Annotated in this window: 12 protein-coding genes; 5 read left to right on the top strand and 7 right to left on the bottom strand. The window is 65.8% G+C overall.

Going from position 1 to position 19,312, the window contains the following annotated elements:
• Positions 1-138 precede the first annotated feature (138 nt).
• From hutH to ACT6Q8_RS16430, 3 genes are read right to left on the bottom strand one after another with little or no spacing between them, the layout of a single operon-like run.
• On the bottom strand, positions 139-1,683 hold the full coding sequence (gene hutH, locus ACT6Q8_RS16440; protein WP_444733035.1) for a histidine ammonia-lyase: 1,545 nt from the start codon (positions 1,681-1,683) through the stop codon (positions 139-141).
• Positions 1,683-2,888 carry an imidazolonepropionase gene (hutI, locus tag ACT6Q8_RS16435; RefSeq protein ID WP_054169901.1) on the bottom strand — a complete coding sequence of 402 codons (1,206 nt, stop codon included), beginning with the start codon at positions 2,886-2,888 and terminating at the stop codon, positions 1,683-1,685. Before hutI ends, hutH begins: the two co-directional genes overlap by 1 nt.
• Entirely contained in the window at positions 2,878-3,051 is a 174-nt protein-coding gene (locus tag ACT6Q8_RS16430; protein WP_156344828.1) for a hypothetical protein, read from the bottom strand. The genes hutI and ACT6Q8_RS16430 overlap by 11 nt, the downstream gene beginning before the upstream one ends.
• A 162-nt stretch (positions 3,052-3,213) precedes the next feature.
• On the opposite strand from ACT6Q8_RS16430, the gene ACT6Q8_RS16425 reads away from it, so the two are divergent.
• The 3 genes from ACT6Q8_RS16425 to ACT6Q8_RS16415 are packed head-to-tail and all read left to right on the top strand — an operon-like array spanning position 3,214 to position 5,824.
• Complete coding sequence (locus tag ACT6Q8_RS16425) at positions 3,214-4,569, top strand: formimidoylglutamate deiminase (RefSeq protein WP_444733034.1); 1,356 nt, start codon at positions 3,214-3,216, stop codon at positions 4,567-4,569.
• The gene (hutC, locus tag ACT6Q8_RS16420; RefSeq protein WP_054169898.1) at positions 4,566-5,297 is read left to right on the top strand and encodes a histidine utilization repressor; all 732 of its coding nucleotides are present in this window, start codon (positions 4,566-4,568) and stop codon (positions 5,295-5,297) included. The genes ACT6Q8_RS16425 and hutC overlap by 4 nt, the downstream gene beginning before the upstream one ends.
• On the top strand, positions 5,294-5,824 hold the full coding sequence (locus ACT6Q8_RS16415) for a HutD/Ves family protein (protein ID WP_444733033.1): 531 nt from the start codon (positions 5,294-5,296) through the stop codon (positions 5,822-5,824). Before hutC ends, ACT6Q8_RS16415 begins: the two co-directional genes overlap by 4 nt.
• A 140-nt stretch (positions 5,825-5,964) precedes the next feature.
• Here ACT6Q8_RS16415 and ACT6Q8_RS16410 read toward each other — a convergent pair whose 3' ends face one another.
• The 4 genes from ACT6Q8_RS16410 to pgmB form a co-directional block, all read right to left on the bottom strand.
• Positions 5,965-7,185, bottom strand: coding sequence for an MFS transporter (locus ACT6Q8_RS16410; protein WP_444733032.1), 1,221 nt, complete (start codon positions 7,183-7,185; stop codon positions 5,965-5,967).
• Between the two features lie 47 nt (positions 7,186-7,232).
• Complete coding sequence (locus tag ACT6Q8_RS16405) at positions 7,233-9,215, bottom strand: hypothetical protein (RefSeq protein ID WP_444733031.1); 1,983 nt, start codon at positions 9,213-9,215, stop codon at positions 7,233-7,235.
• Between the two features lie 197 nt (positions 9,216-9,412).
• Positions 9,413-11,857 (bottom strand): TonB-dependent receptor, encoded by a 2,445-nt coding sequence (locus ACT6Q8_RS16400; RefSeq protein WP_444733030.1) that lies wholly within the window; start codon positions 11,855-11,857, stop codon positions 9,413-9,415.
• Positions 11,858-11,962: 105 nt separating this feature from the next.
• Positions 11,963-14,920, bottom strand: a complete 2,958-nt coding sequence (gene pgmB / locus ACT6Q8_RS16395) for a beta-phosphoglucomutase (RefSeq protein ID WP_444733029.1) — start codon at positions 14,918-14,920, stop codon at positions 11,963-11,965.
• A 169-nt stretch (positions 14,921-15,089) separates the two neighbouring features.
• On the opposite strand from pgmB, the gene ACT6Q8_RS16390 reads away from it, so the two are divergent.
• On the top strand, positions 15,090-16,208 hold the full coding sequence (locus ACT6Q8_RS16390; RefSeq protein ID WP_444733028.1) for a substrate-binding domain-containing protein: 1,119 nt from the start codon (positions 15,090-15,092) through the stop codon (positions 16,206-16,208).
• A gap of 191 nt (positions 16,209-16,399) precedes the next feature.
• Entirely contained in the window at positions 16,400-19,309 is a 2,910-nt protein-coding gene (locus ACT6Q8_RS16385) for a hypothetical protein (protein WP_444733027.1), read from the top strand.
• The last annotated feature ends 3 nt before the right edge of the window (positions 19,310-19,312 follow it).

The following is a 19,312-nucleotide window of genomic DNA, read 5'->3' as shown; positions in this document are numbered from 1 at the left end:
CCCAAGCCTTAACAGGCTTGGGCCCCTCCCTCTCCCACGTTCGTGGGCGAGGGGAGAATTTACGCCCCTCGCCCGCTTGGCGGGAGAAGGAGGGGCCCGAACGCGTCAGCGTTTGGGAGGGTGAGGGGGCACCCGTCCTCACACGCCCGGCAGCTCCATACCGCCCGCCGTCACTGTCCTGATCAGGGCACCGCTGCGGACCAGGGTCAAGGCGGTGTCGATGTCGGCGTGGAAATAGCGGTCGTCGGTGAGGGTGGGAACGACATCGCGCAGGGTGGCGCGCAGGGTTTCCAGAACGGTCGAACTGGTCAACGGCGCGTGGAAGTCGCAGCCCTGCACGGCGGCCAGATACTCAATCGCCAGCACGCTGTCGGCGTTCTGCACCATGGAGAGCAGGCGGCGGGCACCATGGGCGGCCATGGAGACATGGTCTTCCTGGTTGGCCGAGGTGGGGATGCTGTCGACGCTGGCGGGATAGGCGCGCTGCTTGTTTTCGGAGACGAGGGCGGCGGCGGTGACCTGTGGGATCATGAAGCCGGAATTCAGGCCCGGCTTCGGCGTCAGGAAGGCGGGCAGGCCGGACAGGGCCGGGTCAACCAGCATGGCGATGCGGCGTTCGGACAAGCTACCGATCTCGCACACGGCCATGGCGATCATGTCGGCGGCAAAGGCGACGGGTTCGGCGTGGAAATTGCCGCCGGACAGCACGCTGTCATCCTCGGCAAAGACCAGGGGATTGTCGGAGACGGCGTTGGCCTCCGTCAAAAGCGTGTGGCCCGCCTGACGCAGCAGGTCCAGGGCCGCCCCCATCACCTGCGGCTGGCAGCGCAGGCAGTAGGGGTCCTGGACACGGATATCATCCTCGCGGTGCGAGGCGCGGATGGCGGAGCCGTCCATCAGGCGGCGAAGCGTGTCGGCGACCGCAATCTGGCCCTTGTGACCGCGCAGCAGATGGATGCGCGGATCAAACGGCGTGTCGGAGCCTTTGGCGGCCTCGGTGGACAAAGCACCGGTGGCCAGTGCGGAGCCGTGCAGGCGTTCGGCCTCAAACAGGCCGGCCAAGGCATAGGCCGTCGAGAACTGCGTGCCGTTCAGCAGCGCCAAGCCTTCCTTCGGCCCCAGGGTCAGGGGCGACAGGCCGGCGGCCTTCAGCGCTTCGGATGCTGGCATGCGGGTGCCGTTGGCGAAGACCTCCCCATGGCCGATCATGGCCGCCGCCATATGGGACAAGGGGGCGAGATCGCCCGATGCCCCCACCGAACCCTGAGCCGGGACCACGGGCAGGATGTCGTGGGTCAGCAGCGCTTCCAGCAGGTCGAGGGTTGCCGGCTTCACGCCGGATGCGCCGACGCCCAGGCTGGACAGCTTCAGCGCCATCATCAGGCGCAGGACGTTGCGCGGCATCGGCTCGCCCACGCCAGCGGCATGGGAGAGTACGATGTTGCGTTGCAGCAATTCGAGATCGTCCGCAGCAATACGGACGGATGCCAGCTTGCCGAAGCCGGTATTCACGCCATAGACGGGGTCGCCCTTGGCGATGATGCGGGCGATGGTGGCCGCACTGCGTTCCACCGCCGGACGGCAGGCGGGGTCCAGCGTCACTGCGGCGCCATTATAGATGCGGCGCCATTCGCCCAGGCTGACAGTGCCGGGGCGCAGCGTGACGGACATGGAATGCGGCATCAGATCCCCCTGTGGATACGGGCATGCAGGGGGTTGAACCCCATGCGGTAAACAAGTTCGGCGGGACGCTCAATGTCCCAGATGGCGAGGTCGCAGGATTTCCCCGCCTCCAGCGTGCCGATATCGGCCTGGCGGCCCAAGGCCTTTGCCGCAACGCGGGTGGCGCCTAGCAGACATTCCTCCACACTCATCCGGAACAAGGTGGCGGCCATGTTGAGCGACAGCAGCAGCGAGGTCAGCGGGGCCGTGCCGGGATTGCAGTCGGTCGCGACCGCCATGGGCACGCCGTGGGTGCGGAACAGGTCGATGGGCGGCAGCTTGGTATCGCGCGTGAAGTAGAAGGCGCCGGGCAGCATGACAGCGACGGTGCCGGATTGCGCCATGGCGCGCACGGCGGGTTCGTCCACATGTTCCAGATGGTCGGCGGACAGCGCCCCGCACTGTGCCGCGAGGGCGGCACCATTCAGGTTGGACAGCTGTTCGGCGTGGAGTTTCAGGGCCAGACCATTGGCCTTGGCGGCGTGGAACACCCGGCGGACCTGGGCCAGGGAAAAGCCGATACCTTCGCAGAAGCCATCCACGGCGTCGGCCAGCTTATGCTGCGCCACATGCGGGATCATGGTTCGGCAGACCAGATCGATATAGGCGTCGTGATCTTCCGCATATTCCGGCGGAACGGCATGGGCGCCCAGGAAGGTGGTGGCGACATCGACGGGGCGGTGGTCGGATAGCGCACGGGCGGCGCGCAGCATCTTCACTTCATCCGCCAGGGTCAGGCCGTAACCGGACTTCACCTCCACCGTCGTCACCCCTTCGGCCAGCAGGGCATCGAGGCGGGGCAGCGCCTCGCAGATCAGCGTATCCAGGGTGGCGGCACGGGTGGCGCGCATGGTGGAGACGATGCCGCCGCCGGCCCGCGCAATCTCCTCATACGTCGCACCCCGCAGGCGCAGTTCGAATTCATGTGCGCGATCGCCGGCATGGACCAGATGCGTGTGGCAATCGATCAGGCCGGGGGTGACCCAGCGGCCCTGGAGGTCGGTGGTTTGTGTGGCGGTGAGGGCGGGGGCGTCGGCCTTGGGGCCGGCAAAGATGATGCGGCCATTGTGCGCAGCAATCACCCCATCCTCCACGATCCCCAGACCGGGCAGGTCGGGGCGCATGGTGGCCAGCCGCGCGTGGGTCCAGAGGTGGTCAGCGTGCATGGGCCTGGCTTTCCGTCCATTCAACGCCTTCCCGGCGAAGGCCGGGACCCAGGGGCCAGACGCCCGACCGGACGGGCTTGTTATAGAACGGTTCCATCCAGGGCGTGGCAGCAGCGGCCCCTGGGTCCCGGCCTTCGCCGGGAAGGCGGATGGGGGATGTCATCACGGGATGACCACTGAATCCATGCCGCATGTCCGAACCTTTTCCCCGCTGAACCGTTCATCATGGCGTCTGGCGCGCCTGTTTTCCCCTCTTTTATGTCTTTACATAATTAATGTCTATACATTAATATGGGCCTTGAGACGAAATTCGGGGGTATGGGTGATGGCCGGGTTCTGGTTCCAGCAGGCGCTGCTGCCGGGCGGATGGGCGGATGGGGTGCGGGTGGTGGAGCAGGGCGGGGTGATCGCGTCTGTCACCGCCGGCACCGCCCCTGAACCCACCGATGAGCGTCATGCCATCGCCGTGCCGGGCCTGCCCAACCTGCATTCCCACGCGTTTCAGCGCGGGATGGCCGGGCTGGCGGAGGTGCGGGGGCCGGGGGAGGATAGTTTCTGGACCTGGCGGGAGGTGATGTACCGCTTCGCCCACCGTATCGGCCCCGATGAGATGCAGGCCATCGCTGCCATGGCCTTTGTCGAGATGCTGGAGGGCGGGTTCACGCGCGTGGGGGAGTTCCACTATATCCACCAGGATGTCGATGGTGCCGCCTATGCCAACCCGGCGGAGATGGGGGTGAGGCTGGCGGCTGCGGCTGCGGAAACGGGGATTGCGCTGACCCTGCTGCCGGTGCTGTATCAGCATGGCGGGTTCGGCGGGCAGGCGCCGGGGCCTGGGCAGAAGCGGTTCATCAACAGCATTGACGGGTTCGCGCGGGTGATGGAGGCCAGCCGAACCGCCCTGTCCACGCTGCCCGATGGCGTGGTGGGTGTGGCCCCGCACAGCCTGCGCGCCGTCACGCCGGACAGCCTGTCCTTCGTTCCCGCCCTGGCGGCGGGCGGGCCCATCCATATCCATATCGCTGAGCAGATCCGGGAAGTGGCCGATTGCCATGCCTGGTGCGGGCAGCGGCCCGTCGCCTGGCTGTTCGACCATGCCGATGTCGATGGGCAATGGTGCCTGGTGCATGCCACGCATATGGATGCGGCGGAGACGGCGACGCTGTCCGCATCGGGTGCCGTGGCGGGCCTGTGCCCGATTACCGAGGCCAATCTGGGCGACGGCATCTTCAATGGCCGCGATTATCAGGCGGCGGGCGGGCTGTTCGGCATCGGGTCGGACAGCAATGTCCTGATCGATGCGGCAGAGGAACTGCGCAGCATGGAATATGCCCAGCGTCTGGCCCATCGGGCGCGCAATGTGCTGGGCCGGGCCGATACGCCCTCAACCGGGCGGGTGCTGTTCGAGGGGGCGCTGACCGGGGGGGCGCGGGCGCTGGGGCAGAAGGATGTTGGCCTATCTGTTGGGGCTGCGGCGGATTTCGTGACCCTGGATGCAACACAGCCCAGCCTGGCGGCGCGGCGCGGGGACGCCCTGCTGGACGGGTTCATCTTTGCAGGGCAGCGCATGGTGGACGGGGTTTGGCGGCGGGGCCGGCGCGTGGTAAGCGGGGGCCGCCATATCGTGCGCGACGCCGTCGCCGCGCGTTACCGTCTGGCGCTGGGAACCATCCTGTCATGAGCATGGCCGAGAATGCCGCACCGCTGCATGCCCGCATCCGGGCCGATATCGAAGGGGCCATCCTGTCGGGTGCATTAAAGGCCGGCGACCGTATCCCGTTCGAACATGAGCTGATGGCGCAGTATGGCTGTGCGCGCATGACGGTGAACAAGGCGCTGACCGGGCTGGTGGAGGCGGGGCTGCTGGAGCGGCGCAAGCGGGCCGGCACCTTTGTGTCGCGCCCGCAGATCCATATGGCGGCGCTGGCCATTCCCGATATCCAGGCGGAAGTGACGGGGCGGGGGCGGATTTACCGCCTGGAACTGCTGTCGCGCGACGTGTTACCCGCAGTGTCGGTCGATCCCGACCGGATGCGGCCACCACGTGGGGCCAAGGTGCTGGCCCTGACCTGTCGGCATCTGGCCGATGGCGTTCCCTTTGCCGTGGAGGAGCGGTTGATCAGCCTGAAGGCGGTGCCAGACGCGGCGAGCGTTGACTTTACCCAGGTGGCGCCCGGTTCCTGGCTGCTGGCGCATGTGCCCTGGACGGAGGCCGAGCATCGCATCACCGCCGCCCCCGCCGGGCGGCTGGCCGGTGCGTTGGGGGTGGATGAGGGCACGGCATGCCTGCTGCTGGACCGCCGCACCTGGCGCGGGGACCAGCCCATCACCCATGTGAGGCAGGTATTTCCGGGTGCCGGCTTCGATCTGGTGGCGCGGTTCACCGGGGCCGCCGGGGGTGCGGCATGAGCGGGCTTCTGCTGCGTGCGGCTGATCGCGCCTGGACAGCGTGGAAGAATGGCGGGGGCGAGACGGCGACCGTTGCCCTGTTCCCGGAAGGCGCGGGTCTATCGGATTTCGACTGGCGCGTCTCCATCGCGCGGGTGGATGGGGACGGGCCGTTCTCCGCCTTTCCCGGCATCGACCGGACGCTGACCGTGCTGTCGGGCGGGTCGATGGCGCTGAACGGCCATGTGCTGACGCCCGACAGCGCGCCGTTTGCCTTTGACGGCGGGGAGGCAGTGCAGGCCGTGGTCAGCGGCGGGCCGGTGCATGATCTGAACGTCATGACACGGCGCGGGCGTTTCACCCATTCGGTGGCACGCGTGCGCGGGCCGGTGGCGCTGGGCGGGGTACCGGCGGTGCGGCTGCTGCTGGCGCTGGATAGCGGCTATCGGGGCTTGGGGGCCTGGGATGCGCTGCTGGTTGGGCCTGAGGAAGTGGCGACCGTGACGGGCGATGGGGCGGGGCTGCTGGTGGTGATTTCGGGGGTGTGAGGGGCAGGCGGGGTTGCCCTCACCCTCCCAAGCCTTGGCAGGCTTGGGCCCCTCCCTCTCCCACCTTCGTGGGCGAGGGGTGAAACTTTGGTGATGGATGAAATTTTGCCCCTCGCCCGCTTGGTGAGAGGGTGAGGGGGCTAGGCCGCCGCCCGCGTCCGCCGGTTCAGCAGGAACAGGGTGACCGCGATGGCGGCCATGGGGATGAGCGCCATGTAGAAGGCGGTATGCCCGCCCAGCCGGTCGAACAGGAAGCCGGTGACGAAGGAGCCGAAGGTGCCGCCCAATGCTGAGAAGACCACGATCAGGCCGGTCATGGCCGCATGCTCATGCTTGGGCAGGGCCGACAGGATGACCGAGTTGATCACCGGGTAGATCGGCGCCATGAACAGGCCGATCAATGGCAGCATGAAGGCCGCAATGGGGGCGGAAAGCCAGTTGGCCTCTGCCATCGGTTGCACCCCTTCGGCCAGCGGCAGGGTCAGCAGGACCAGGGCCGTCATGGCGGCAAGGCAGCCGGCCAGGAACGGGAACCAGCCGATGCGGGCCAGGGCGACACCCGCCCCCAGCCGGCCCAGCGCGATGCCGGCGGCGAAGATGCTTGTGGCCTGGATCGACATGGCGGCGGGGAGATGCAGCACCTCTGCGTTGAAGGTGGGCAGCCAGGTGCCGATGGCCTGTTCGATCAGGACATAGAGGAAGGCGGATGCCAGGAACACGACCGCAATGGGGGTGACGGCGAGGCGGGCCATCTGCCGGATGCCGGGCTTGGCATCGGGGGCCTGGGCCTCGCTCTCGTCCAGCGGCGTCACGGACCAGAGTGCGGCGGCGGCGAAGGCGAAGGCCGACAGGACCCAGTAGACGTTGAGCCAGGACGGATCGGCGGGGTTGTCATGGTTCACGAACAGGCTGAACAGCCAGTAGCTGCCCAGGACACCCAGCATGAACACGCCCTCGATCGTGTTGGTCAGGCTGGCATGGCCCTGTTTGTCACGCGTCAGCAGGCCGATGGAGGAATATGCCGCCACCTTCACATGCGCAAAGCCGACGCCGATGCAGAAAAACATCAGCTTCATGGCCCAGAAGGCCGATAGGAACGGCATCGATGCCGCCGCCAGCCCCTGCAGAACCAGGGCCGCGATCATGGCGCGGCGATAGCCGATGCGGGGCAGGAAGCTGGCGACGATAAAGCTGGTGATGGCGATGGGCAGGTCCTTGTAGGCCTCCAGCCTTCCTGCCTCCAGCTTGGTCACGCCAAAACTTTGGATCGATTGCAGGATGACCGTGCCCACCGAATTTAACAGCATGGCAAAGACCACATAGGTCAATCCCACCGCCAGTACCGCCCGTCCGTTGCGCATGCCTCACATCCTTCCCTGTTCCGTTCTTGTTGGTTTGGCGCTGTTTGTCAAAGTGCCGGTGGTTTGACGGCCAGATAGACCGTGCTCCATAGCTGCGCGGCGTTGGATTCCGTCTGATCCCCACCCCCCTGGCCGAAGGGGCGGTAGGTGAAGCGGCCATCGCCATAGGCCCAGGACCAGAGTTCGGACGTCCGCTGATCCGCCGGGACGGCGCGGATCGCTTGCCACAGCGCGCGCTGTGCCGATTGCAGGCGGGTGCGCGTGGCGGTGGGCAGGTCGGCGCGGGCCAGTTGCCGTTCCAGGCCGCCGGCCATCAGCGCCTGCTGCCAGGACCAGATGACAGCGCCATGATAGTAACCGGGGCCGAATTCAGCACGGATGGAGGCCGGTGCCCAGGCGGCATTGGCAACCACCATGCCGGCATCGGTCATCAGCCCGGCGGGCAGGCGGTGCAGCAGGGGGGCGATGGCGCGGTCCAGCGTCGCGGCATCCGGTGTCAGGAACAGCAGGGCAAAGCCCGTGTCGGAATGCATCACGGGCAGGGGCGTGCCGGTATCATCCAGGGCCAGCGCGTCGAAATGCAGGGGGCCTTGGGGCAGGGGAGCGGTTTGGATGCCCAGTTCGGTGGCGAAACGGGTGGCAGCGGCCTGGGCTTGCGTTGCCGGGATGGTGACGGCGAACAGGGCGGGGGCTTTGTCGGCCCAGACCCTTTCCATAGGTTCTGCGTGTGACAGGTCACGGGTATAGGGATAGATCAGACCGGATTTGTGCAGTCGGGCGATGGCGTTGAGTGCCGCCGGGGCCAGGACGGCATTGACGCTGTAGGAATAGCGGCCACCGGCCAGCCCCTCCTGGCTGTCGCGCCAGTCCCCCACCTTGTGCCCCGCCGGCAGGGGGATCAGGTTGCTGGCTAGCGGGTTGGCGGCAAAGGCGGCGGTTCGAGACAGGACGAAGGACAGGTTGCGGGCCAGCAGCGTGCCATAGGCATCGCCAGAGGGCGTGCGCCGCGCCAGGAAAAGCTGGGCCTCGCGGGCGGGGATGCGGCCCAGATAATCGGCCAGGATGGGGGCCAGCATCAGGTCGTCATCGACCATCTTGTAATCAAAGATGGGATCGGCGCTGCTGCTGCCCTGTTCCAGGCGATGGCGCAGGACGGCGAATTCGCCCACATCCTCCTCATGCGCGACATCGCCGGTGGGGCTGAGCCGTTCCAGGACAGCACCCAGCCCGGCCTCGATGGCTGCCGGCTTTAGCACTGGCATCAGCAGGCGCAGCGACATCAGCGTGTCGCGCCCGAAATAGGTGTTGTAGGCCCAGGACCCGGCCATCAGCTTTTCCCGGTAGCTGAGAAAATCCAGCACCTGACGGGCCTTGGCGTCCGGGGCGGCCTTGTCGGTCAGCAGGTCGGAAAGGGCGATGGGGGTCAGCGGTGTTTCCCCGCTGGCCGCCGTCAGGTTCAGGCGAAGGGCGGGGTCGGAGGTCGTCAGCGTGACGGTACCGTCGGGATTGGCCGTGGCGGTGCCGTTCAGCAGGGTCAGGGCCAGCATGAGGCCGGGGGCGCCGTCCAGGCGGTCGCGCTGCCAGCGGACGGTCGTGCCATCGATGGTGGGGGCGGTTTCCACCAGGGGCTGACGCGTGGAGGAATGCTGATAATCGCGAAGGGTGCGGATGCTGGACAGGATCGTCTGACGGATGTTCAGGGTTTGGGTGGCGATTTCCAGCGTGGTTTTGATGCCGTGCAGGGGGCGGCCCCCGGCGTCCGGGATCGTCAGGGGGGACAGGGGACCGGCGGTGATCGCGGCCTTGGCATCGGTCCACAGGCCGATCCCGGCATTGCCGGCGGGAAAGGCCACCACGATCCGGCCCGCGCCTGCCACCAGATGGGCGGAGACGGGGCCGTCACGCAGGAACAGGTTCTGATGCTGCCCGACCGTCAGGTCGAACCGCAGCGCATCCTCCCCCCAGGCGGGACCGGCCAGAAGCAGGGCCAATAGCGGCAGGGCTGTGCCGAGGCGGGTCAGGCGGGGCATGGGGGGCTCCGGGGGGGTGGCGGGTTTTCCCTCACCCTCCCGTTGGCTGGCGCCAACGGGCCCCTCCCTCTCCCACGTTCGTGGGCGAGGGGCGGAAGTTGGGGGTGAGCCTTGTTTCGCCCCTCGCCCGCCTGGCGGGAGAGGGAGGGGCCCGAACGCGGTAGCGTTGGGGAGGGTGAGGGAGCGACGGTGGAGGTTTAGAACTTCGTCGCCACTGACATCTTCACATTACGCCCGAAGATCGGGCGGCCCATGAAGACGCCGCTGGTGTTGGCACCGCCGATGATGCGGGCATTGCCTTCGGTCAGGCCCAGCTCGTCCGTCAGGTTGGTGCCCGACAGCATCACCGTCACGTCATCGCCGATATCGGCGGAGATGCCGGCATCGATGGTGTTGAAGCTGGGCAGACGCTGGGCGTTTTCCACATCGGCCCACCGCGCGCCGGTGTAGTTGTAGCTGGCGAAGAAGCGCAGCTTGCCCCAGTCCATGGGCACGTCATAAGAGGGCGAGAAGGTGAACTGGATCTTCGGCTGGCGCTGCACCTGATTGCCGCTATTGGGGCCGAAATCCTTGAACTCGCCCTTCTGGTAATTGCCACGCAGGGCCAGGTTCAGGTTTTCGACCGGCATGACCATCAGTTCGAATTCCACGCCATAGGCCTTGGAACCGCCGATGCGGGTCAACTGCGTCTGGCTGCCGTCCGGGTTGATGATGAACTGCTGGAAGGGCAGGCCTTCAAACTTGTTATGGAAGAAGGTGACATAGGCGGCGTAGTCAGACGTGCGGGTCTTCAGGCCAACCTCCTGCTGATCGATCTTCTGCATCTGGTCCTGACCATCACGCAGATTGTCGAATTGCGGGAACTTGAAGCCGCTGTTGAGGCGGCCGAACACCGACAGGTCGCCCGTCAGGTAATAATTCACGCCCGCCGTCCAGGAGGTTTCCGTGTTGGCATAGTCCAGCGTGCGGAAGCTGCCATTCAGGACGGAGGTGGCGTTGTTGGCCAAGGTCAGCGGATTGCCGTCCAGGTCCATGGTCGACACATTTTCCAGCGTTGCATTGACCTTTTGCCGTTCGACGCGGCCACCGATATCGATACGCAGATCGTCGGTCAGGGCCCATTCATCGGCGATGAAGGCGGCGATGTTCTGGCCGTTATAGGAGGCGTTCACGTCGAAAAAGGAAGTGCCGACAAAGCCGTTGCGGGTGACCTTGGCGCCGTTGTTGAGCGTCAGGTTGATCAGCTTGGCATTGGGCGTGGCCGTCATCAGGACATTGTTGCCCAGGTACCAGAGATCCTTGGACGAATAATCGGCGAAATAGGCGCCGATGGTGATGGTGTTGCCGTCGAAGATCTCACGGCTGAAACGGATATCGTCGGTGAAGCTTTCGATATCCTTGTCCACCGACCACAGGCCGGCGGTGATCACCTGCATATTCAGGTCGGTGATGGCGGCCCCGCCATTGGCGAAGCTGGCCGATCCCGCCGTGGCGGTGCGGCCGGCGGCGGCAACGACGGCAGCGTTGGCGTTGGCGGCAGTGATCTGGCCGTTGATGAAGCTGCCCAGCGTCTGCGGGTTGGCGCCCGTGAACAGGCCGCGTGTATCGGCCTGGCCCTTCAGGTAGTTCATCTTATTGCTGACCGTCCATTCCCCGAAGGTCAGGTCGATCGTGTTGCCCACAACGGCGGCCTTCACGCCACGGCCATCGGCGAAATCGCGGCGGATGGTGCCGGGCGTGGCGCCGGGGGTGACCTCCAGCACGACATTGCGCAGCTCATTACCCAGGAAGGTGCCCTTGCCGGCATCAAAGCCCGGAAACTCCTTGATGGTCTTGCCATTGTTGGAGGACAGCAGCGGGATGGCCGTGTAGAAGGCGTTCTTGTCGTCGGTATAACGACCGTAGAAAGTGACCTCGCCGTTTTCCAGGACCTTGGTGATGTTACCGCTGACCTGACCGCCGCGATCGGCGGGGAACTCGGTGTCGCGGATACCATCCGACGTGCGGTAGAAGCCGCCGACCGAGAACAGCAGATCCTTATCCAGGGCGCCCTGGTAATAGGTGTCGAAACGGTAGAGCCCTTCGTCGCCCACGGTCAGCTTCAGGCTACCCTCGGGGTCCACCTTGCCCTTGCGCTGGATGAAGTTGATGGTGGCACCGGGCTGGCCGTTGGAGAAAATGGGCGAGGGGCCGCCGCGCAGCACCTCCACCCGCTCCACCGTGTCATCCAGGCGGAACAGGGTGCTGTTTTCCAGGAAGGAAAGGGTGGGCGGTGGGAACAGCGGCGAGCCGTCGAGCTGTACCGTGATGAAGGGCGCGTCGCCGCCGCCGGGGAAACCACGCACGTCGATATTCGCACCCGACGTGCCCGAAGAGCTTTCAACCCAGACGCCGGGGACGATCTTCAGGAGGTCGGCGGTGCTGGCGGGCTGCTGCTCGGCGATGGCTTCGGCATCGGCGGTGGTGATGGAGAAGCTGGCATCCAGCTTCTTGATACCGTCGGAGCGCGCCACGCCGGTGACGATGATTTCTTCCAGCAGGCCACCCTGCTGGGCATCCTGCGCCTGCGCAGCGCCGATGGCGGGCAGCAGCAGGGCCGCGAAGGCAGCACCCGTCAGCAGCTTCTTGTCAAACTTAGTCATAGGGACCTCCCGTATGAGCATCACCCGGATGCTTCTTGATTGATGGGCTGTGCTTGTTTTCCGTCCGGGCAACGCATCCCCCCTCTCGGGATGGCGCCCGGATTGTCATGCCGGGCGGACGAAACGGTCCAGCCGGAATTCGCGTATATGGCCGATGACCTCATCGGCTTCGGTCAGGATGGCGGGATCACCGATACCCAGCGCCGGCATGCCGGCGGCTTTGATGGCGGTGATCCCGGCTATGCTGTCCTCCACGCCCAGGCACGCGGGCGGGGGGACATCCAGAGCCTTGGCCACGGACAGGAAAATGTCTGGGGCAGGCTTGGGATTGGGGATGGCACCCGCATCGGCGACATGGTCGAACAGGTCGATGATGCCAAGGCGCGTCAAAAGGGTGGGGGCGTTGCGGCTGGCCGACGCCACGCCCAGCTTCAGCCCGGCTGCCTTGGCGGCCAGCAGCAGGTCGCGGACGCCGTCGAACAAATCGTCGGGGCTGAACCTTGCGATCAGGTCCTGGTAATAGCCGTTCTTCCGCGATGCGGCGTCCAGCTTCTCGGCTTCGGTCAGGGTGATGGCAGAGCCGGCCAGGATGCGTTCCAGGCTGCCCATGCGGTCGATGCCCTTCAGCGCTTCGTTCTTTTCGCGGTCGAAGGGCACGCGCAGTTCGTTCGCCAGACGCTGCCAAGCCTGATAATGGCCCTCCGCCGTGTCGGTCAGAACGCCATCCAGGTCGAAGATGATGGCCTTGACCGGGGCGGGGAAGGGGCTGTGGGCGATGGCGGTATCCTGACCCGGCGTCAAGGTAACGGGTGCGCCCTGGTGATGGATGGTCAGGGCCTCGCCCGACAGCAGGCGATAGGTGGTGCCCACCTGATCAACCGTTACCCGCAGGCGGCGGCCCTGCCAGGTGATGCCGAAGCCATAGCGGGTCCAGCCGGGGGGCAGGATGGGGGCAAAGCGCGCGATGCCCCCCTGCCAACGCAGGCCGCCAAAGCCCCAGGCGATGCCCAGCCAGCTTCCGGCCATGGCTGCCATATGCACGCCGTGGCTGGCATTGCCATGCAGGTCATCCAGATCGATGCGGGCCGTTTCGGTAAAGTAACGAATTGCCTTTTCGCTGTCGCCCAGCTCTGCGGCCAGGATGCCGTAGCTGCTGGGCGACAGAGTGCTGTCATGAACTGTTACGGCTTCGTAATAATCGAAATTGCGGCGCTTCAGGCCCGCATCGAAACGGTCGCCGGCCAGCAGCATGGCCAGCACCACGTCGGCCTGCTTGCACACCTGATGGCGATAGATGGCCAGCGGGTGATAATGCAGCAGCAGCGGATATTTGTCGGCCGGCGTGTCGGCGAAGGGCCAGACGGGCTTGGACAGGAAGTCGTCATCCTGCGGGCTGACGCCCAGGTCGGGGTCGGTGGGCAGGTACATGCTATCCGCCGCCCGCTGCCACAGGGCCACCTCTGTCTCGGTCAGGCCGATGCGGGTGGCGAGGGTGGACAGCGCGCCGGGCGCGTCGGTGCCCATGCGGCGATAGAGATCGGCGGCATGGGCCAGATGGGCGGCGGCCATGGCGTTGGTGTAGAAATTATTGTTCACGAGTGCCGTGTACTCGTCCGGCCCCGTCACCTCATGAATGGTGAAGGCCCCGCCCTTGCGGGCGTTGAAATGCCCCACCTGCGGCCAGATGCGGGCCGTTTCGAACAGCATCTCGGCGGCCTGGGCGTAAAGAAAGGCGCTGTCGCCGGTCGCTTCCTCATAAAGGCGCGCGGCAAAGGCGATGTCGGCATTGATGTGATACTGCGCCGACCCGCTGGGGTAGTGCGCCGAGCATTCATCGCCGGCGATGGTGCGCCAGGGGAACAGGGCACCGGTGCTGTGCCCCATGCCGCGCGCATGGGCGCGGGCGCGGTCCAGCCGGCCGATCCGGTATTCCAGCATGCGCCGCGCCAGTTGCGGGGCCGTGAAAGCCAGCACGGGCAGGATGAAGGTTTCCGTGTCCCAGAAATAATGGCCTTCATAGCCTTCCCCCGTCAGGCCCTTGGCCGCGATGGAGGTGGCGCCGTCACGGCCCGTGGACTGGTACAGGTGGAACAGGTTGAAGCGTATGGCCTGCTGCAGGCCCGCATCGCCATCGATCACCACATCGGCATCGGCCCAGAAGCGGGCCAGATCATCGGCCTGTTCCTGTGCGACCACGTCCCAGCCTGCAGTAAGTGCGGCGGCCAGGGTGGCGCCGGCATCGGCGAACAGGGCGGCGACATCGCCATCATGATCGGCCCAGGCATAGGCGGCGAACTTCACCAGCCCGGCCTCTGTTCCGGGCGTCAGGTCGGCATGGAAGGCCTGGCTGATGCTGTCGAGCGTCAGGAAGGGTTGGTCGGGCGACATGCCGTGACCGGACACGTGTTCCTGGCGCAGAAGGCTGGTGCGGCGCGACAGGCGGGCCGTCTGGCGCAGGGCGGCGGGGATGCCACCGTCCTCAACCGGGAAACTGTCCACCCCGCCGGCCCCCAGCGAGACACCGATGCGCGGATCATCGCCCTGCCCCTCCGCCCGGCGGCCCCAGCGCAGGTCCGACAGCAGGGTGACGGGGCCGGTATAGTCCAGGGAACGGATGGTCAGGCGCAGGGCCAGCAGGCCGGGGCGTGAAAGGCTGACCAGACGGTCGGTGGTGATCTCCACCGCTCCACCCTTTGCCGTATAGCGCATGGACGTGCGGAAACGGCCCGTGGACAGGTCCAGCTCGCGGACAAGGCCGGCATCCGGTGTCAGGGTGACGGTTTCCCCGTCCAGCACGATCCGCACATGCTTGGCATCGGCCACGGGCACGCGGGTATCGGTGGAAAGCGCAAAACCGGTGAATTTCTCATGATAGTGGATCGGTGCCTGTTCGAAGAAGGCCGCCAGAAAGGCACCATCGCTGGCGCTGTCCACCCCGTCGATGCCGCCGCGCACGCCCAGCGCGCCATTGGCCAGTGCGAACAGGCTTTCGTCACGCGCCGCGGTTTCCGGATTGAACCCGGCAACCCGGATGGTCCAGCCATCCCCGGCATCGGCACGCACATCTCCTGCGCGGACGTGAGATGCTCTCTCCGCCACGGCAAACCTCCCCAAGATACGCTTGATCCGCCGCCATGACGCGGTGGTTGGTCCTTAAGCTAACATCAATGTTATCGATGTCAAGATATCGATGTCATTTTTCTGACTACGTATGGGAAGGGGGTTCGGGCCTATGCGATTGGGTGTTGCCAAACCCTTGGAAAAAATCGCCTTCCGTGCCAATGTCGCGCTTCCCCGCCCGTCACCCGCCGAAAGCCAGATGACCAAGCCCGCAGCCGCCCGCGGACCCGAGATTGAAGCCAAGGCCGCGCCCGCGGGCCGGTTGACCATGGCCGACCTGGCGGAACTGGCGCAGGTGTCGAAGATCACGGTGTCGCGCGCCCTGCGCGACAGCCCGACGGTGAAGCCCGACACCCGCGCCAAGATCCAGGCACTGGCCAAGGAACATGGCTACAAGCTGAACCTGTCGGCGCGCAGCCTGCGCCTGCAACGGTCCAACAGCGTGGCGGTGGTGGTGGAGATGAAACCCAGCCCCGACCGGCCCCTGTCCGACCCGTTTCCCATGGCGCTGATGGGCGGCATCTGCCAGGAACTGACCAGCATCGGCTATGCCGTCGTCCTGACCACGCGGGACGGGGTGCATATGCCGGCGGTGCAGACGGCTGACGGCATCATCCTGCTGGGCCAGGGCAGCCATGACGAGGCGGCGGTGCAACTGGCCGACAGCGACGTGCCCCTGGTCGTCTGGGGTGCCGAGGCGCCGGAGCATGATTATGTGACGGTCGGGTCGGACAACCGGCAGGGCGGGGCGCTGGCCGCCGACCGTTTCCTGTCCATGGGACGCCGGCGCGGCCTTTTTCTGGGTGACACCAGCCACGCCGAGATCGCGCAGCGCCATGACGGATTTCGCGATGCCCTGGCCACCGGCGGCGGACATCTGGTGGGCGGCATTTCCTGCCCATTCAGCATCGCGGCGGGGTCGGCGGCGATTGCCCAGTGGATCGATGAGGGAGGGGCCGCGTTCGACTGTCTGCTGGCCGCCAGCGATCTTCTGGCCATCGGGGCGCTGCAGGCCTTACAGGAACGGGGTATTCCCGTGCCGGAGCGGATTTCCGTGATCGGTTACGACGATACGCCCCTGGGCGCCTGTCTGACACCGCCGCTGTCGTCGGTCCATCAGGATTGGCAGGCGGGTGGCGAACTGCTGGCGCGGCGTATTCTCTCCCTGATCAACGGAGAGGAAGTGGCGTCGGTCAGCCTTCCCGCGCGGCTGGTGGTTCGGGGGACTTGAGGTCTATGCGCGCCCTCAGGCGCCGGGCGCCGCCATCCGTCGGCTTGGCTTACGCGACCATGGGGTCGCGGGCCGGCGGTCGCCGGCCTGCAGCATAGGACGGCTGCTTGGCGTATGAATTGCTTGTACAGGGTCAGGGCGCCGGGAATCCCCTTGCGTCCTGGGAATTATTTACCGCCCGGAGTCCGCCCATGCCCAGCCTGAAGACCGTCCTTGATGCCGCGATCGCCGCTGGTGAGCCGGTGGCGGACGAAATGGAACTGTTCCGCACCGTCCTGAACGATGCGGGCATGATCTTTGGCGGCGAACGGGTGACCAACGGGTCCACCGACACGGTGGTGATGGTGGATGACCGGCTGGATAGCTGGTCCGATTACCGGACGGTGGCGGTCAAAGACCTGAAGAACATGTACCGGAATTTGCAGACGGGCGAGATCCTGCATTTCTTCTGGAACAACGGCACCATCGTGGAGCCGCACAGCGTCATCATCTATGCCGTCGACAAGACCACGGGCACCATCACCGCCTTTGACAATGAGGGGACGGGCAGTGCGCCGCGCCTGTTCAGCCTGCAGGTGGAGATGATCCAGGGGCCGGTGCAGATCCAGACCTTTGACAACAGCACTGCCGAGCGGCTGCGCGGTGATATCAAGGACCGGTTCGAGAACTATATCGATGGCGGCGACGGCAACGACACGATCGATGGCGGCCTGGGCAATGATACCCTGATCGGCGGATCGGGTGATGACAGCCTGATCGGCGGCTATGGCAATGACAGTCTGGTGGGGGGACAGGGCAATGATACTCTGATCGCCACCGCCGGCGATGATGTGCTGGTCGGCGGGCTGGGGCTGGACAGGCTGGTTGCCGGATCAGGGGCGGACCGGTTCGTTTTCTCCCGCGTGTCCGAAACGCGCAAGGAATCCACCCTGACCTTCAATAGCATGGATACGCTGGTCGGTATCGATTTCGGCGGCAATGGCGTGGCGCTGGCCGATAGTGTGGAACTGCCGTTTGCGGTCACTTCCGTGGCGTCGGGCGGAGTGCTGCGGGCCACGGGCAATTCCTTCTACGCCGCCATGAACTTCCTGTTCGCGAAGGGACAGCCGCTTTATGAAAATAACAGGGCCGGACTGTTCAGCTATCTGGGCGAGGTTTATCTGGTGGTTTCCGGGCCGGGGCGCAGCAGCAACCTGGGGGCCGATGATTTCATCTTCCGGGTGCAGGGGTTCACCGGCACCCTGGATACGTCCGACTTCGGCTATTCCTATGAAACGGTGGACAGTACGGGGCGGGTGACGGTTAACACCACGGCCTCCACCTTTACCCTGACCGGCACGCAGAACAATCTGCTGTATCTGGGCACCAGCAATTTCAATGGCATAGGCAACAGCCTGGACAATTCCATCACCGGCGGTATCGGCAATGACACCCTGGATGGCGGTGCGGGCGCTGATACGCTGACCGGTGGGGCAGGCAACGACACCTATGTCGTCGACAGCCTTGCCGATGTCATCAATGAGGCGGCGGGTGCGGGCACCGATACTGTGCGAACCAGCCTCGCCACCTATACGCTGCTGACCGATTTCGAGAATTTGCAATATACGGGGGCCGGCAACTTCACCGGCCTTGGCAATGCCGCTGATAACAGCATCCGGGGCGGGGGCGGCGATGACACGCTGACGGGGCTGGCCGGCAATGACACGCTGGATGGCGGGTCGGGGGCCGACAGCATGACGGGCGGTGTCGGCAACGACACCTATGTCGTCGATGATGCCAGTGATGTGATCGTTGAACTGGCGGGTGAGGGGACCGATACGGTCAATTCCCGCCTGGCATCCTATACGCTGGCCGCCGATCTGGAGCATCTGGCCTTTATCGGTATCGGCGATTTTACGGGCACGGGCAATGCTGTGGCCAATTCCATCACGGGCGGGGCGGGTGCCGATACGCTGGATGGTGGGGCTGGTGATGACACGCTGGATGGCGGTGCGGGAATTGACCAGTTGACCGGCGGGGCCGGCAACGATGTCTATATCGTCAATGCCGGCAGCGATAGCATCACCGAACTGGCCGGCGAAGGGACGGACACCGTCCGCACATCCCTGGCCAGCTTCACCCTGGCCGCCGAGGTGGAGAACCTGACCTATACGGGGACGGTCGCCTTCACCGGCACAGGCAATGACAGCGCCAACCTGATCTCCGGCGGGACCGGCAATGACACCCTGACGGGTGGGGCTGGCAACGACAGTCTGGATGGCGGCGGCGGCAGCGACCGCATGATCGGCGGGACCGGCGAAGATACCTATATCATCGACGCGGCCACGGATGTGGTGGTCGAGGCTGCGGGCGAGGGGACGGATACGGTCCGCACCAGTGCGGCCAGCCTGACGCTGGCGGCCAATGTCGAGGTGATGACCTATACGGGCAGCGGCAATTTCGCGGGCACCGGCAATGCGCTGGACAACACCATCACGGGTGGCGGCGGCGATGACGTGCTGGATGGTGGGGCCGGCAGCGACAGCATGACCGGCGGGCTGGGCAATGATGTCTATGTTGTCGATGCCGCCACGGATGTGGTGGTGGAACTGGCCGGTGAGGGGACGGACACGATCCGCACCGATCTGGCCAGCCTGACCTTGGTGGCCGAGGTCGAAAACCTGACCTATACGGGCACGGGCACCTTTACGGGCACCGGCAACGCGCTGGCCAATGTCATAACGGGCGGGGCCGGTGCCGATACCCTGACCGGTGGTGGCGGGGCGGATACGCTGACCGGCGGGCTGGGCGGTGACAGTTTCGTTCTGGCCACCGTGGCCGACAGCCCGGCGGCGACCCCCGTTACCATCAGCGATTTCGTGGTGGCGCAGGGCGACCAGATCGACCTGACCGCCATCGATGCCAACAGCGCCACGGCGGGCGACGATGCCTTCACCTTCGTCGGCACGGCGGCCTTCAGCAATGTCGCCGGGCAGCTGCGCATCCAGGTGGTGGGCGCTGATCTGCAGGTGCTGGGCGACGTGGATGGGGACGGCAATGCCGATTTCGCCATCAGCCTGACGGGCGTCGGAACCTTGGCGGCGGGGTCGATCGGGCTGTAACCG

Source organism: Niveispirillum sp., from assembly GCF_052437035.1.
GTDB lineage: Bacteria > Pseudomonadota > Alphaproteobacteria > Azospirillales > Azospirillaceae > Niveispirillum.
The sequence above is the reverse complement of the archived record's forward strand: the minus strand, read 5'-3'. Positions and strand labels throughout refer to the sequence as shown.

Excerpts from the sequence above, each read along its gene's own strand:
- ACT6Q8_RS16385 (WP_444733027.1), top strand. The coding sequence starts at position 16,400 with ATGCCCAGCCTGAAGACCGTCCTTGATGCCGCGATCGCCGCTGGTGAG.
- ACT6Q8_RS16400 (WP_444733030.1), bottom strand. The coding sequence starts at position 11,857 with ATGACTAAGTTTGACAAGAAGCTGCTGACGGGTGCTGCCTTCGCGGCC.
- ACT6Q8_RS16415 (WP_444733033.1), top strand. The coding sequence starts at position 5,294 with ATGAGCGGGCTTCTGCTGCGTGCGGCTGATCGCGCCTGGACAGCGTGG.
- ACT6Q8_RS16405 (WP_444733031.1), bottom strand. The coding sequence starts at position 9,215 with ATGCCCCGCCTGACCCGCCTCGGCACAGCCCTGCCGCTATTGGCCCTG.
- ACT6Q8_RS16430 (WP_156344828.1), bottom strand. The coding sequence starts at position 3,051 with ATGACATCCCCCATCCGCCTTCCCGGCGAAGGCCGGGACCCAGGGGCC.
- ACT6Q8_RS16390 (WP_444733028.1), top strand. The coding sequence starts at position 15,090 with ATGCGATTGGGTGTTGCCAAACCCTTGGAAAAAATCGCCTTCCGTGCC.
- hutI (WP_054169901.1), bottom strand. The coding sequence starts at position 2,888 with ATGCACGCTGACCACCTCTGGACCCACGCGCGGCTGGCCACCATGCGC.
- hutC (WP_054169898.1), top strand. The coding sequence starts at position 4,566 with ATGAGCATGGCCGAGAATGCCGCACCGCTGCATGCCCGCATCCGGGCC.
- ACT6Q8_RS16410 (WP_444733032.1), bottom strand. The coding sequence starts at position 7,185 with ATGCGCAACGGACGGGCGGTACTGGCGGTGGGATTGACCTATGTGGTC.
- ACT6Q8_RS16425 (WP_444733034.1), top strand. The coding sequence starts at position 3,214 with ATGGCCGGGTTCTGGTTCCAGCAGGCGCTGCTGCCGGGCGGATGGGCG.
- hutH (WP_444733035.1), bottom strand. The coding sequence starts at position 1,683 with ATGCCGCATTCCATGTCCGTCACGCTGCGCCCCGGCACTGTCAGCCTG.